The 15,588-nt window shown below is 60.4% G+C and carries 12 protein-coding genes; all 12 read left to right on the plus strand.

The features are described 5' to 3' along the window. Positions 1-11 precede the first annotated feature (11 nt). The 12 genes from accD (at position 12) to ACYQ1A_RS01190 (ending at position 15,558) form a co-directional block, all read left to right on the plus strand. Positions 12-890, plus strand: coding sequence for an acetyl-CoA carboxylase, carboxyltransferase subunit beta (gene accD, locus ACYQ1A_RS01135; RefSeq protein WP_499359479.1), 879 nt, complete (start codon positions 12-14; stop codon positions 888-890). Next, on the plus strand, positions 890-2,173 hold the full coding sequence (gene folC / locus ACYQ1A_RS01140) for a bifunctional tetrahydrofolate synthase/dihydrofolate synthase (RefSeq protein ID WP_062224689.1): 1,284 nt from the start codon (positions 890-892) through the stop codon (positions 2,171-2,173). The genes accD and folC overlap by 1 nt, the downstream gene beginning before the upstream one ends. After that, positions 2,160-2,972, plus strand: a complete 813-nt coding sequence (locus ACYQ1A_RS01145; RefSeq protein ID WP_499359482.1) for an SPOR domain-containing protein — start codon at positions 2,160-2,162, stop codon at positions 2,970-2,972. Before folC ends, ACYQ1A_RS01145 begins: the two co-directional genes overlap by 14 nt. Before the next feature lie 46 nt (positions 2,973-3,018). Continuing rightward, positions 3,019-3,510: a CvpA family protein gene (locus ACYQ1A_RS01150; RefSeq protein WP_499359484.1), complete on the plus strand. Its 492-nt coding sequence runs from the start codon at positions 3,019-3,021 to the stop codon at positions 3,508-3,510. 63 nt (positions 3,511-3,573) lie between these two features. Then, positions 3,574-5,106: an amidophosphoribosyltransferase gene (gene purF, locus ACYQ1A_RS01155; RefSeq protein WP_499359486.1), complete on the plus strand. Its 1,533-nt coding sequence runs from the start codon at positions 3,574-3,576 to the stop codon at positions 5,104-5,106. 135 nt (positions 5,107-5,241) lie between these two features. Further along, complete coding sequence (locus tag ACYQ1A_RS01160) at positions 5,242-6,420, plus strand: O-succinylhomoserine sulfhydrylase (RefSeq protein ID WP_499359487.1); 1,179 nt, start codon at positions 5,242-5,244, stop codon at positions 6,418-6,420. A 401-nt stretch (positions 6,421-6,821) separates the two neighbouring features. After that, positions 6,822-8,891, plus strand: coding sequence for a carbon starvation CstA family protein (locus ACYQ1A_RS01165; RefSeq protein WP_499359488.1), 2,070 nt, complete (start codon positions 6,822-6,824; stop codon positions 8,889-8,891). Then, complete coding sequence (locus ACYQ1A_RS01170; RefSeq protein WP_499359490.1) at positions 8,884-9,219, plus strand: YbdD/YjiX family protein; 336 nt, start codon at positions 8,884-8,886, stop codon at positions 9,217-9,219. Before ACYQ1A_RS01165 ends, ACYQ1A_RS01170 begins: the two co-directional genes overlap by 8 nt. A gap of 252 nt (positions 9,220-9,471) precedes the next feature. Continuing rightward, a complete protein-coding gene (locus ACYQ1A_RS01175; RefSeq protein ID WP_499359492.1) occupies positions 9,472-10,668 on the plus strand; it encodes an HlyD family secretion protein in 1,197 nt (398 codons plus the stop codon). Positions 10,669-10,670: 2 nt separating this feature from the next. Then, on the plus strand, positions 10,671-12,215 hold the full coding sequence (locus ACYQ1A_RS01180) for a DHA2 family efflux MFS transporter permease subunit (protein ID WP_499359494.1): 1,545 nt from the start codon (positions 10,671-10,673) through the stop codon (positions 12,213-12,215). Further along, positions 12,205-13,743 (plus strand): efflux transporter outer membrane subunit, encoded by a 1,539-nt coding sequence (locus ACYQ1A_RS01185; protein WP_499359495.1) that lies wholly within the window; start codon positions 12,205-12,207, stop codon positions 13,741-13,743. Before ACYQ1A_RS01180 ends, ACYQ1A_RS01185 begins: the two co-directional genes overlap by 11 nt. A gap of 48 nt (positions 13,744-13,791) precedes the next feature. Then, the gene (locus tag ACYQ1A_RS01190) at positions 13,792-15,558 is read left to right on the plus strand and encodes a thiamine pyrophosphate-requiring protein (RefSeq protein WP_499359497.1); all 1,767 of its coding nucleotides are present in this window, start codon (positions 13,792-13,794) and stop codon (positions 15,556-15,558) included. Positions 15,559-15,588: the final 30 nt, after the last annotated feature.

Consider the following 15,588-nt stretch of genomic DNA (forward strand, 5'->3'; position numbering starts at 1 on the left):
AGTATTAACAAATGAGTTGGCTGCAAAAACTACTTCCCCCCAAGATCAACAAAACCCGCGAACCGGGCGCGCGCTCGGCAGTGCCGGAAGGCTTGTGGCATAAGTGCCAGGCCTGCGGCGCAGTGCTGTATCGCACTGATCTGGAGAAGAACCTCGACGTTTGCCCGAAGTGCAATTTCCATAACCGCATCAATGCACGGCGTCGTCTCGACATCCTGCTGGACGCGGAAGGTCGCTTCGAGATTGGCGCTGAAGTGCAGCCGGTCGACATTCTCAAGTTCAAAGCCACCAAGCGCTACGCCGATCAACTGGTCAGCAGCAAGGCGGCCAGCGGCGAAGACGACGCCATGGTGGTGATGCAAGGCTCGATCCTGAACGTGCCGGTGGTCGTGGCCGTGTTTGAGTACAACTTCATTACCGGCTCGATGGGCTCGGTGGTGGGTGAACGTTTTGTGCGTGGTGTTAAAGCCGCGATTGAAAACAATGTGCCGTTCATGTGTGTGGCCGCTTCGGGCGGCGCGCGCATGCAGGAAGGTCTGACCTCGCTGATGCAGATGGCCAAGACCAGCGCCGCGCTGACGCGCCTGACCCAGGCCGGGCTGCCGTTTATTAGTCTGCTGACCGATCCCACCATGGGCGGTGTATCGGCCTCGTTTGCCTTTCTGGGCGACGTGGTATTGGCCGAGCCGGGCGCCCTGATCGGCTTTGCCGGCCCGCGCGTGATCGAACAAACCGTGCGCGAAACCCTGCCGGAAGGCTTTCAGCGTTCCGAATTCCTGCTGGAAAAAGGCGCCATCGACCAGATCGTCGACCGTCGCGAACAGCGGCAGAAGATTGCTGATCTGATTACGCTGCTGACCCGGCAACCAGCTGTTGCTACGGCGAACTGATGAGCCGGTTCGATGCGGCCACGCTGGCCGAATGGCTCAGCCATCTGGAAAGTCTGCACAGCCGTGAAATCGATATGGGCCTGGCCCGCGTGTCGCAAGTGCGCGATGCGCTGGGCCTGCAGCCTGCTTTTCCGGTGCTCACGGTCGGCGGCACCAATGGCAAAGGCTCGGTCTGCGCGATGATGTCGAGCATGTTGCGCGCCGCCGGCTACAAGGTGGGCACGTTTACCTCGCCGCATCTGCTGCATTACAACGAGCGCGTGCGCATCAATATGGAGCCGGCCAGCGACGCGCAGTTGCTGGCCAGCTTCCGTGCCATTGAAGCCGCACGCGGCGAAACCACGCTGACGTATTTTGAATTTGGCACGCTGGCGGCCATGCACCAGTTCATCGCCGACAAGGTGGATGTGGCGGTAATGGAAGTGGGGCTGGGCGGGCGGCTGGATTCGGTCAATACCTTTGATGCCGATGTCGCCGGCGTAGTCAGTATTGATCTCGATCATCAAGCATATCTGGGCGACAACCGCGAAAGCATCGGCGCCGAGAAGGCCGGTATCTTCCGCGCCAACAAGCCTGCGCTGTGCGCTGATCCTGTGCCGCCGCAATCGATTGTGGATGGCGCTGCCCGCGTGGGCGCGCCGTTGCAACTGATCGGGCGCGACTTTGGTTACGCGCAAGAAGGCGAGGGCAATCAATGGATGTGCTGGACGCCGCATGGCAAACGCCATGCGCTGCCCATGCCCGCCTTGCGTGGCCCGTATCAACTGGGCAATGCCAGCATCGCCATCGCCATGCTTGATGCGGTGCGCGATCGTTTGCCGCTGGGCATCGGCGATATCAAACGCGGTCTGCTTGAAGTGGAATGGCCCGCCCGGTGTCAGGTGTTGCCGGGGCGTCCGCAGACCGTGCTTGATGTCGCCCATAATCCGCACGCCGCGCGCGCCTTGCGGACCGCACTCGATCAGATGGGCTTTGCCGCACGCACCCACGCCGTGTTTGGTGCGATGGCCGACAAGGACATCGCAGGCGTGGTCAGCGCGCTGGCTGACCGTATCGATCGCTGGTATCTGGCCAGCCCGGATTTGCCACGCGCCGCCAGCGTGGAACAACTCGCCTCTATCGTATCCAGCGTCGCGCCGCAAGCGCCGCAAGCCGGTTTTGCATCGGTGTCTGCGGCGTGGCAAGCAGCCTGTGAGCAGGCTGCGGAAGCTGATAGAATCCTGGTCTTTGGATCTTTCTACACCGTCGCCGAAGTGATGAACGCCCAGCATGGCTCGAGATAACGTTCCAGAAGAACTGCAATACCTGCGCAAGCGGGCGCGTCGCCGCCTGGTTGGCGCTATCGCCCTGGTTGTTTTTTCCCTTACCGTTCTCTGGACCGTACTGGATTCCCAACCCCCGACCAATCTGGTGTCGCAACACGCGGTGGAAATCATCGCCAGCGCGCCCAGCTCGGGCGTGGCGTCGCAGGTGGTCATCGCAAACGATGGCGCTGATACCAGCATGGATGCCAGTGGCGCCGCGATCGCGCCGCAGCCTGCATTGGTGCCCGCTGCCTCCGATCCGGCTGCGGTGCCGCCGCCGGCCGTGGTGGCGCATAACAGCGAGCCGACGCATGCGGCCGCGCTGCTGCCCGGCAAACTGGTGCGGCCGGGCGCGGACGATAACGAGACCCACAGCCCTAAACCTACCCCGGTGAAAGTCGCGACGGCAAAACCGAAACCGACCCCGACGCCCAAGCCAGCGGTCAAAGAGACCGCCCGGGACACGCCCAAAGAGAGCAAGGCCGCGGCCAATGATCCTGAGCGCATCCTGAACGGCATGGACGACGCCTCCGCCAAAAAAGACGACAACTCGCCGCGCCACTTTGTGCAGCTGGGCGCGTTTGGTGACGCCGAAAAAGCGCGCCAGGCGGTCAGCAAGCTCAAGGCGGCAGGCATGCCAGCCTATTCTGAGAAAGTGACCACCAGCAATGGCACCCTGACGCGCGTCCGCGTGGGGCCTTTGCTGGCCAACGAAGCCTACGCAGTCAACAAAAAGCTTGGCGCACTGGGTTACCAGGGCCAGGTGGTCAGCAAATAACCATGATTCAGGCCAAGCGACCTAAACGGTGCAAGCAGGTGCCGGCATGACGCTGTTCGACTACCTGGTACTGGCGATCCTCGGTTTATCGATACTGCTATCGGTAATGCGGGGGCTGGTGCAGGAAGTCATGGCGCTGGTGGGGTGGGCGGCGTCGGCCTGGCTGGCTTTCCATTACGCCAGCGCGGTGGCGCTGTTTATGCCGCAAGCCTTGCCCACCGCTGAATTGCGCTATCTGGCCGCTTTGGTCCTGATCTTTTTTGCCAGCTGGCTGTTTTGCTCGCTGATCCGCATTACGCTGGGCCAGTTTCTGACCGCCACCGGGCTCAAGCCACTGGATCGGCTGGCCGGATCGCTGTTTGGCCTGGCGCGCGGCTTTCTGTTTACGTTGATGTTGGTATTGCTGGCCGGGCTGACACAGGTTCCCCAAAGCCCGCTCTGGCGAAATGCCATGTTCAGCCCCATGTTCGAAGAAGCGGCGCGCATGACGCTGCCCTGGCTGCCTCAGCAAGTGGCGGCGCACATCCATTACGATTGATGGTGCGGAACGTTGATCGTTTTTCCCGGTAACTGGTTTTAGCAGATTCAAGAGGCATTCAGCATGTGTGGCATCCTGGGCGTAGTCGCCAAATCTCCGGTCAACCAATTGTTATACGACGGCCTGCTGGTGCTACAGCATCGGGGCCAGGATGCGGCCGGCATCGTCACCGCCGAGGAACAACGGTTGCACATGCACAAAGGCCAGGGCCTGGTGCGCGACGTGTTCCGTACCCGCAATATGCGTTCGCTGTGGGGCAACACGGGCATCGGCCACGTGCGTTATCCCACGGCAGGCTCGGCGTCCAGCCTGGCCGAAGCGCAACCGTTCTATGTGAATAGCCCGTTTGGTATCGTGCTGGCGCATAACGGCAACCTGACCAACGACAGCCAGCTCAAGGACGAGATGTACCGCACTGATTTGCGGCACATCAACACCAATTCGGATTCCGAAGCCTTGCTCAACGTGTTTGCGCACGAACTGCAAAAGCGCGCCAACGGTTTCCAGCTGGATCAGGACATCATTTTTGAAGCCATCGCCGCCGTGCACAAGCGCGTCAAAGGCGCCTACGCCGTGGTTGCGATCATTGCCGGCTACGGTCTGGTGGCATTCCGTGATCCGCACGGCATCCGCCCGCTGACGCTGGGCATGCACGACACCCCGGAAGGTCCGGAATATCTGGTGGCCAGCGAATCGGTGGCGCTGGATACACTGGGCTTCAAGCGTCTGCGCGACATTGCGCCGGGTGAGGGCGTTTATATTTCGTTTGGTGGCGAATTCAACAGCCGCCAATGCCATCCGGCCGCACAGCTGGTGCCGTGTATTTTTGAGCACGTCTACTTTGCCCGCCCGGACACCGTGATCGACGGCATCTCGGTGTACGAAGCGCGCCTGAAAATGGGCGAGTACCTGGCAAAGAAGGTGGCGCGTGAAGTGGCTGATCTGGATATCGATGTGGTTATCCCGATTCCGGATACCAGCCGTGCTTCGGCGCTGCAACTGGCCATCAAGCTGGATCTGCCGTACCGCGAAGGCTTTATCAAAAACCGCTACATCGGCCGTACCTTCATCATGCCGGGCCAGGCCTCGCGCAAGAAATCGGTGCGCCAGAAGCTGAACCCGATCGGCGTTGAGTTTGCCGGCCGCAGCGTGCTGCTGGTGGATGACTCCATCGTGCGCGGCACCACCTCCAAAGAAATCGTGCAGATGGCGCGTGAAGCCGGTGCCCGCAAGGTGTATCTGGCTTCGGCTGCGCCGCCGGTGATGTTCCCGCATGTGTACGGCATTGATATGCCGACGCGTGCCGAGCTGATCGCCACGGGCCGCACCGCTGCGCAAATCGCCGATGAAATCGGTGCCGATGCAGTGATCTATCAAGACCTGGATGATCTGATCCTGGCGTGTACTGAAGCCAGCGGCGGCAAGATTTCCGAATTCGAGACGTCGTGTTTTGACGGCAAGTACATCACCGGCGATATCACCGATGAGTACCTCGACCAACTGGAAGCCAAGCGCCTGTCGCCGCTGTCCAACCGCACCACCGACGTGGGTTTGCTGGATATGAATATTGGTGTGGCCGAACAAAACCTGATGTAATCGCAGCACCCATAGGGTGGGTCAAGACCCACCAACCAAAGCCAGGCGTCCGGACATCAATGTCCGGTTATGCCACTCTGGTTGGTGGGTCCTGACCCACCCTATGTTGTTTCTAACGATAAGGAAGGCATGGACATGGCGGATCTGGATTATTCAAAGCTGCATCGCGACACCCTGGCCGTACGCGCAGGCACCGAACGTTCGCAATTTGGTGAACATTCGGATGCGATGTATTTGACCTCAAGCTTTGTGATGGAAAACGCCGAGCAAGCGGCTTTGATGTTCTCCGGTCAGATCCCCGGCTATACCTATTCCCGCTTTACCAATCCGACCGTATCGGCATTCGAGCAGCGCCTGGCTGCGCTGGAAGGCGCGGAGCGTGCAGTGGCCACAGCCTCTGGCATGAGCGCAATTACCTCGCTGTGCATGGCGCACCTGAAGGCGGGTGACCATATCGTGGCGTCGAATGTGCTGTTCGGCTCCACCATGAGCTTCTTCAATAACTATCTGACGCGTTTCGGCATCGAAGTGACTTATGTTTCGCCGCTGGAAATCAGTGAGTGGCAAGCGGCGGTGCGCCCGAATACGCGTTTGTTCTTCCTCGAAACGCCCTCCAATCCGCTGGTCGACGTCGCCGATATCCAGGCGATTGCCGATGTGGCGCATGCGCATGATGCGCTGCTGACGGTGGACAATTGTTTCTGCTCGCCCGCGCTGCAACAGCCGCTGCGCTTTGGCGCCGATATCGTGGTGCATAGCGCCACCAAATATATCGATGGGCAAGGCCGCGTATTGGGCGGCGCCGTGGTGGGTAGTGATGCGCTGATCGAACCGGTCTATCTGTTTTTGCGTACGGCGGGCCCGACATTGTCGCCGTTTAATGCCTGGGTGTTGCTGAAGGGTCTGGAGACCCTGTCTTTGCGCATGAAGGCGCATTGCGACAATGCAATCCAGCTAGCTAGCTGGTTGCAAACGCATTCGGCCATTGATCGCGTTTACTACACCGGCCTGAAGGATCACCCGCGCCATGAGCTGGCCAACAAGCAGCAGAGCGGGCATGGTGGCGTGGTTTCGTTTGATCTGAAGGGCGGCAAGGCGGCGGCGTGGCAGTTGATCGATGCGGTGCAACTGATGTCGCGGACGGCTAACCTGGGCGATACCCGCACCACGATTTCGCATCCCGCCAGCACCTCGCATGGACGTCTGACGCCGGAAGCGCGGGCGCGGGCCGGGATAGGCGACGGGCTGGTACGGATTTCGGTGGGGCTGGAGCATGTGGGCGATTTGATTGCGGATCTGGAACGGGGGCTTTGAGCGGGGTAAACCGTTAACCGCTGCACCTGCGGCGCATGTTCAGAAACCGGGTCGCGCCCTTCGCGCGCCGGTTTCTGTAAACACTTGCAAATCCCCGCCACCCATAGGGTGGGTCCAGATCCACCCGTCAAAGCCATCCAGTAGATCGCTGCAGTCCAGACCGCGCAATCCTTCCCCCTCCGACCAAATGGGGCACCACCCCGGCAGTCGCCACCAGCCCCACGCCGCACCCCAACGTGCCGGCTAGCCCAGCCGCAGCAATGAGAACATTCTATTTTTCCGTCCCCTGAGAAAGAGTGCTGAAAGATGTAGTTGGTTTGTATAGACTACGAAGCCAGCGTCGTGGCGTTCGGTATGACCATGGCGCATGCATCTGGATGTCGAACCGACTGGGGGAGCACATGGGCCGTATTCAAGACAAATTGATCTGGTTGGCGGTGGCAATTGCGGGTGCCATCGCTTTTGGCATTCTGGCGTTAAGTCGGGGTGAGCATGTCAACGCAGTCTGGATCGTCGTCGCGGCGGTGGCGTGTTATGCGATTTCTTATCGCTTTTACAGCCGCTTTATCGCCAACAAGGTGTTTGAGCTGGACGACAGCCGCAAGACACCGGCCGAGCGGCGTAACGACGGCCTCGACTACGTGCCGACCAACAAATACGTGTTGTTTGGCCACCACTTTGCCGCTATTGCCGGTGCCGGGCCCTTGGTGGGGCCGATTCTGGCGGCGCAAATGGGGTATCTGCCTGGCACGCTCTGGATCTTGATTGGCGTCATGCTGGCGGGCGCGGTGCAGGATTTTCTGGTTTTGTTTATGTCCACACGCCGCGATGGTCGCTCGCTGGGCGAGATGGCCAAGCAGGAACTCGGCCCGTTTGCCGGCGTGGTGGTGATGTTGGGCGCGCTGGGTGTGATGATCATTATCTTGTCCGCGCTAGCACTCGTGGTGGTCAAGGCCCTGGCGGATAGTCCGTGGGGCGCATTTACCATTGCGGCCACCATCCCGATTGCGCTGTTTATGGGCGTTTATATGCGCTATATCCGGCCCGGCCGGATTGCCGAAATTTCGCTCATCGGTTTTGTGCTGATGATGGCGGCGATTGTATTTGGCGGTGATATCGCGCAAAGCCCGACCTGGGGCCCGCTGTTTACCCTGAATGGCGTGCAGATGACCATCGCCCTGGTGATCTACGGGTTTATCGCCTCGGTTTTGCCGGTGTGGTTGTTGCTGGCGCCGCGCGATTATCTGTCTACCTTTCTCAAGATTGGCGTCATTGTCGGTCTGGCGATCGGCATTGTGTTTGCCGCGCCCGATCTAAAAATGCCCGCTGTATCGCGCTTTATCGATGGCTCGGGTCCGGTGTTCAGCGGCGGACTGTTTCCCTTCCTGTTTATCACCATCGCTTGCGGTTCCATTTCGGGCTTCCACGCTTTGGTGGCCTCGGGTACCACGCCCAAGCTGATCGAACGCGAGAGCCACATCCGGGCGATAGGCTATGGCGCCATGCTGATGGAATCATTTGTCGCCATCATGGCCTTGATCTGCGCCTCGGTCATTGATCCGGGCGTCTACTTCGCCATGAATTCGCCCGCCGCCGTCATCGGTAAAACGGTTGAGACGGCTTCAGTGGCCATCAATAGCTGGGGCTTTGTGGTGACACCGGATACCTTGCTGGCCGTGGCCAAAGATGTGGGCGAAAAGTCCATTCTGTCGCGCGCGGGTGGGGCGCCGACGTTTGCCGTGGGCATGGCGCATATCGTGTCGGACGTGTTCAACAGCCGTGCGCTAATGGCGTTCTGGTATCACTTTGCCATTCTGTTTGAAGCCCTGTTTATTCTGACTGCGGTTGATGCCGGTACGCGTGCTTGCCGCTTCATGGTGCAGGATCTGGCCGGTGTGGCGGTTCCGCGGCTGGGGCGTAGCCACAACTGGGGCGGCAATCTGATCGGTACCACGCTGGCCGTGGCGGGCTGGGGCTATTTTGTCTACCAGGGCGTGGTCGATCCGCTCGGCGGCATCAATACACTGTGGCCGCTGTTCGGCATTGGCAATCAGATGCTGGCGTCCATGGCACTGATCCTCGGCACCGTGGTGTTGTTCAAGATGAAAAAAGAGCGCTACGCCTGGGTGACCATAGTGCCGACGGCATGGTTGTTTATTTGCTCGATGACGGCTGGCTGGCAAAAAATCTTCAGCGACAATCCAAAAGTGGGCTTTCTGGCGGTGGCCAACAAGTTCAGCGCCGCGGCGGAGCAAGGCAGCGTGCTGGCTCCAGCCAAAACGCTGGTCGATATGCAACGCATCGTGCTGAACAACCAGGTCAATGCGGCGCTGTGCGGTTTCTTTATGCTGGTCGCGGTGGTGATGCTGGTGTCGGCAGTGCTCAATATCCGGGCGGCGCTGGCGTCACGCCAACCTACCACGCATGAATCGGATGCCGAATGGCGCGGCGGGGCGGCACATCATGCCTGAGCTGACTACGGCGCAGCGCGTGGATGATCTGGACCTGGCCTATGCGCGCTATCTGCAGCAGCAATTGCGCGCGCGAGCACCCACGCTCAGCCGGGCTGAATTTGCGCATCAACAACGGCTGGCCGGCAGCATGCTGGCCCGTGTGCTGGACGCATTGCACAAGCTGGTGCAGATGGCGCGTTTGATGGTGGGCGTGCGCGATTACGACTACTACCTGCAGCATATGCAGCAAAAACATCCAGAGGCCACGCCGTTAAGCCGCGAGCAGTTTTATCGCTACTGCATGGAGGCACGTTACGCGGGCAGCGGCAAAGGTTGTCCCTGCTGATAGCAAGCGCGCCGCTTGATTGAATGACCGGTTACAACCACGGGGCGGGCCGCCAAGGCTTGCCCCGTTTGTTTTTTGCAATCCGTACATCGCCGCTGTAGTCCCGCCCCCGGCAAGGCTTTCGGACTTGACCGACCCGCGCTCACAGACCCGGCTGGCACGAGTCCGGACGCTTTGCTTTGTATTCTCTTTCCTTGTTTGTAATTCTCCTTTTATAACGCCAGCGCAACTGCGTTGGCCTATGGATGCGCCATGTCCGACGCGACACCTACGCCTGCGCCTGCCAGCCATGCCGGGCACGACGACCAGTCCCAAACTCCCATCACGCACGCGGATCAGGCACAAGCTACGCCTGCGCCGCAGGCCGAGGCTGAGCAAAAAGACGGCAATCAGGACCAGGGCAAAGACAACAAGAAAAAAGATAAAAAGCCACTCTACAAACGTCCCGTGCTGATGCTCGTGCTGGTCATCGTCGTTATCTTGCTGCTGTGCGGCGGCATTTATTGGTGGTTGCAGTCGCGCAGCCATGTTTCCACCGACGATGCCTTTATCGACGGGCGCGGCAGCCAGATCGCGGCGCAGGTCAGCGGTCGCGTGGTCAAGCTGCTGGTCGATGACAACGAGATCGTGCACGCCGGTCAGCCTTTGCTTGAAATCGATGCGCGTGATTATCAAGTCAAGCTGGATCAAGCGCTGGGCCAGCTGGCAAATGCCGAAGCCCAGCTGACGCAAGCGCGCGCACAAACCCAGGTCGCGGCAGCCAATGCCGGTCAGGCCGATGCGCAGGTGCATGAGGCGGAAGTTGAAGCCGGCAACTCGGCTCGCGACCGCGCCCGCTATGAGGGCGTGGACCAGGATGCGATCTCGCAGCAACAGGTTGACCAGGCGCAAACCCAGGACCGCAGCAATTCCGCCAAAGTGGCCGCTGCCAAAGCCCAGGCGGGCGCCGCGCATCGGCAGATCGATTCGGCCTATGCCCAGGTAAAGACCGCTCAGGCGGCCGTGGTCAGCGCCCGCGCGCAAGTCAAAGCGGCCGAATTGCAATTGTCGTACACGCATGTGGTGGCGCCGGTGGACGGGCGCATCACCAAGCGTTCAGTCGAAAGCGGCAATTATGTGAATCCGGGCCAGGCGCTGCTGGCGATAGTGGGTCAGCAGTTGTGGGTTACCGCCAACTTCAAGGAAACCCAGCTGACCGACATGCGCCCCGGCCAGCCGGTGGAGATCAAGGTCGATACTTATCCTGGCGTTAAATTCAACGGCAAGGTGGCCAGCATCCAGGCCGGCACCGGCTCGTATTTCAGCCAGCTGCCCGCCGAGAACGCCACCGGCAATTACGTCAAAGTGGTGCAACGGCTGCCGGTCAAGATCTGGTTGGATGATGACCGTATCCACCAGTATTTGCTGGTGCCCGGCATGTCGGTGGTGCCCACCGTGACGGTCAAATAAGCATGGCCGCCGCGCTGCCGCGTTCCGCCGCCGGTAATCACAGTCCCTGGCTGATTGCGTTTGTGGTGTCCATTGCCAGCTTTATGGAAGTGCTGGATACCACCATCGCCAACGTCGCCCTGCGCCATATCGCCGGTGGCCTGGGGGCGGGGCAGGATGAGAGCACCTGGATTATCACCAGCTACCTGATCAGCAACGCCATTATTCTGCCCATCTCGGGGTGGCTGGCGACGCTGATCGGGCGCAAACGCTTTTATATGGTCTGCGTGGCGATTTTTACCGGCAGCTCGCTGATGTGCGCGTTGTCGACCAATTTGCCGATGATGCTGTTTTTTCGCGTGCTGCAAGGCATAGGCGGCGGTGGCCTGGCGCCAACCGAGCAATCGATTTTTGCCGATAGCTTTCCGCCGGAGAAGCACGCGCAAGCCTTTGCCTTGTATGGCGTGACCGTGGTGTTGGCCCCCGCCATCGGCCCTTATCTGGGTGGCTGGCTGACCGACGCCTTCTCCTGGCACTGGATTTTTCTGATCAACGTGCCGGTCGGTTTGCTGTCGCTGACGTTGATACAGCTGTTTGTCGATGAACCCGCCATCCTCAAACAAGATAAAGACGAATTGCTCAATAGCGGCATTCCGCTGGATTGGCTCGGCTTTGTGCTTACCGCCAGCACGTTTGGCTTTTTGCAGGTGGTGCTGGATCGTTTTCAGCAGCAAGACGGCTTTGCGTCGACCTCGATCAGCTTGATGTTTGTGGTGTTTGTGGTGTCTTTGCTCGCGCTGATTTTCTGGGAATGGAACCATCCCCGGCCCGCAGTCGACGTCAAATTGTTCAAGCTGCGCTCATTCAGCGCGGCCAATGTGGTGATGTTCGTGATCGGCTTTACGCTGTTTTCCACCACGCAGCTTATTCCGCAAATGACGCAGGAGCTGATGGGCTACGACGCGATGACCGCGGGCAAAACCCTGGCCCTGGGCGGCCTGGCCACCACCTTGATGATGCCGGTTGCCGGGCTGGTGGTGGGCCGCGTCATCCAGCCCAAATGGCTGGTGTTGGCCTCGCTGGTGGTGTCGGGCATGGCGATGATCCACGTCAGCCACCTCGATATCACGGCCTCATTGAGCGATATCGCCTTGTCGCGGGCGTATCAGGCGGTGTCGCTGCCGTTCTTGTTTGTTTCGATTACGGCAGCGGGCTATATCGGCGTGCCGGAAGATCGCAACAGCCAGGCATCTTCCATTCTGAATTTGTCGCGCAACCTCGGTGGCAGCGTGGGGGTGTCGTTTGCTACCACCTTGCTGGCCTGGCGCGAGCAATTTCACCACGCGCGGCTGGCGGAGCATATTTCGCCGCTCAGTCGCCTGCCGCAAGACGTCACGGCCAGCGCCGCCGCGCTGGCGCAGCAAGGTCAACAACTGGTGCAACCGCAGGCGCAATTGATGGGTTATCTCGATATTTTCTGGCTGTTTGGCGTGGCGTGTATCGCGCTATGGCCGGTGGCCTTGTTGCTCAAGAATCTGCCACAAGGAGGCGCCGCCCATGGTCATTAAGCCATCGATGCGGGCCTGCGCTTTGCTGGCAGCCGTGGTGCTGGGTGGGTGTGCGGCGGTGGGCCCGGATTGGCATGCGCCGCAGGCTTCTGCGCCCGCCAACTGGTCTGGCCCTGCCGCCCGCGCCGCGGCTGATCTAAGCGCGAGCGCGCCCGCAGCGGCCAGCACGCCCGCCGCGCGCGACGACTGGTGGAACAGTTTTAATGATCCGGTACTGTCGCAGCTGGTGCAGGATGCGCAATTGCAGAATCTGGATATCCAGCTGGCCCTGAACCGCATCGCCCAGGCCCGGGCGCAACGCCTGGCCGCCACCGGCGCCTATTGGCCCAAGGTGGATGGCAATGCCTCGGCTACCCGGCAGAAAATCAGTGAGAAAGGCGTGGCAACCAGTCTGGGCAGCAGCAGTGGCTCGTCCAGCGGGGGCTCCAGTGGTGGCAGCGGTTCCAGTACCCCCATACCCGGCGACTTGCTTGGGCCGTTCAATCTGTTTCAACTGGGTTTTGATGCCAGCTGGGAGCTTGATTTGTGGGGCAAAGTCCGGCGCCAGGTGGAGGCGGCCGATGCCAGCACTGATGCCGCAGTGGCCGGGAGTCGGGATGCGCGCGTTTCGCTGGCGGCCGAAGTGGCGCGCACCTATCTGCAATTACGCGGTGTGCAGGCGCAACGGGCTTTGCTCGATATTGATCTGAATATCCAGAAGCGGCTGGGCGAGATTACGCGTTCACGTAAAGAACACGGCTTTGATACCGATGCCGAAATCGCCCAGGTGGACGCGCAAAAGCTGAGCACGCAATCGCAGCTGCCGCAATTGCAGCAACAGCAAGCGCAGCTGGAAAACCAGCTCAGCCAGTTACTGGCGCTGCCGCCCGGTGCGCTCAATGCCTTGCTGGATCAGGCCCAGTCTTTGCCGCCGGAGCCGCCGGGGGTGCCAGTGGGCTTGCCCGGGGATCTGCTGCGCCGGCGCGCCGATATTCGCCAGAGCGAAGCGCAACTGCACGCGGTAACCGCGCAAATCGGCGTGGCCGAAGCGGCCTTGTTTCCCAGTCTGACGCTCGCCTTGGGTGGCGGCTTTCAATCCACCACGTGGCCGGATCTCAAAACCTGGGCGGCGCGGTTTTTTAACGTCGGCCCCCAATTGTCTTTCCCGATTTTTGAGGGCGGTCGCCTACGCGCCAATGTGCAGATCGCCAATACGCAGCAGCAACAGGCCGTGCTGCAATACCGCCAGAGTGTGCTGAATGCCTATCACGACGCCGACAACGCGCTGATTGCCTGCGCCCGCGAGCATGAGCGCGAACAGGCTTTACGCGATCAGGTGGGGCAACTGGACCGCGCCGTGAAAGTAGGTTTTGCGCGTTATCGCAATGGCCTGGTGCCGTTTATGCAAGTGCTACAGGCCGAGCGCGACTACAACCAGGCGCAGCAACAGTTGCTGCAAAGCCAGGTGACGTCGGCCAGCAACCTGATTGCTTTGTATAAAGCGCTGGGCGGCGGTTGGTCCAGCGCCGAGCAAGTGGCGGCGCATTAGCACCACGGGTTTTCCGGATTTTGATGACTCAGCGCAAGGAGCAAGACGATGGCACAAACCACCAGCGAATTTCTGGTCGATCGATTGGCGGAATGGGGCGTGCGACGCGTCTTTGGTTATCCCGGCGATGGCATCAATGGCGTAATGGGCGCGTTGCGCCGTACCAAAACCGGCATCGACTTTATCCAGGTACGGCATGAAGAAATGGCTGCTTTTATGGCGACGGCGCAAGCCAAGTTTGGCGGTGGCGTTGGCGTGTGTATGGCCACGTCCGGACCGGGGGCGATTCATTTATTGAACGGCCTGTATGACGCCAAAGCCGATCACCAGCCCGTGGTGGCCATTATTGGCCAGCAAAAACGCTCGGCGCTGGGCAGCCATTACCAGCAGGAAGTGGACCTGGCCAATCTGTTTGCCGACGTCAGCGATTATGTCCAGATGGTGGTGGACCCGGCGCAATTGCGGCACGTGATCGACCGCGCCTTCCGCATCGCCCAGGCCCATCGCACCGTCACCACCATCATTCTGCCCAACGATATTCAGGAACTGCCGGCAGTGCCGCTACCACCCCGGGTGCATGGCAGCGTGTTTTCCGGCGTGGGTTTGGTTGAGCCCAATGTGCAGCCATCGAGCGCCGCCTTGCACGAAGCCGCAGCGATACTTAATGCGGGCCAGAAAGTGGCGATTCTGGTTGGCGCGGGCGCGCTGCATGCCACGGCCGAAGTCGAGAAGATCGCTGACGTGCTCGGTGCCGGAGTTGCCAAAGCCTTGCTGGGCAAGGCGGTGTTGCCGGACGAATTGCCGTGGGTGACCGGCTCCATTGGCCTGCTCGGCACCAAGGCCAGCTGGGATTTGATGCAGGAGTGCGACACCCTGTTGATGATCGGCTCCAGCTTTCCTTATTCCGAATTTTTGCCCGAGCCCGGCAAAGCACGCGGCGTTCAGATCGATATCGACCCCGCCATGATCAATCTGCGCTACCCGATGGATGCCGCGCTGGTGGGCGATACCAAGCTGACGCTGCAAGCCTTGCTGCCCTTGCTGCAAAGCAAAACTGACCGCAGCTGGCAAAACAAGGTGATGGCCAATGTGCGCGACTGGTGGCAGACCTTGCGTAATCGCGCCATGGTCGATGCCAGCCCGCTTAATCCGCAGCGCGTGTTGTGGGAGCTGTCGCCGCTGCTGCCCGAACGTGCCATTGTCTGCGCCGATTCCGGCTCGGTCGCCAACTGGTATGCACGCGACGTTAAATTGCGGCCGGGGATGTCGGGCTCCTTGTCAGGCGGCCTGGCCTCGATGGGGGCGGGCGTGCCTTATGCCATCGGCGCCAAGTTCACCCATCCCGATCGGCCGGTGATTGCCTTGATGGGCGATGGTGCCATGCAAATGAATGGCAACGCCGAACTGGTGACGGTAGCCAAATACTGGAAGCAATGGGCTGATCCGCGCTTTGTGGTGTTGGTGCTGAACAATCGCGACCTGAACCAGGTGACGTGGGAACAGCGTGCCATGGAAGGCGATGCCAAATTTAGCGGGTCGCAGGATCTGCCCGATTTCTCCTATGCCGCTTACGCCGAATTGCTGGGTTTCAAAGGCATCCGCATCGGTAGTCCGGAAGAAGTCGCGCCGGCGTGGCAAGAAGCGTTTGCTGCGGGCCGACCCTGCCTGATCGAAGCCTATACCGACCCCGATGTGCCGCCCTTGCCGCCGCACTTTACCTTTGAACAGGCACGCAATTATTTGTCCGCCATCCTCAAAGGCGATCCCGACGCGGGCGCCATTATCCGTGCCGCCTTCAAGCAAATCCGCGCCTGACGCAGCACGCACGCAACATATACACAGGCA

It is taken from the genome of Silvimonas sp. JCM 19000, assembly GCF_054652575.1.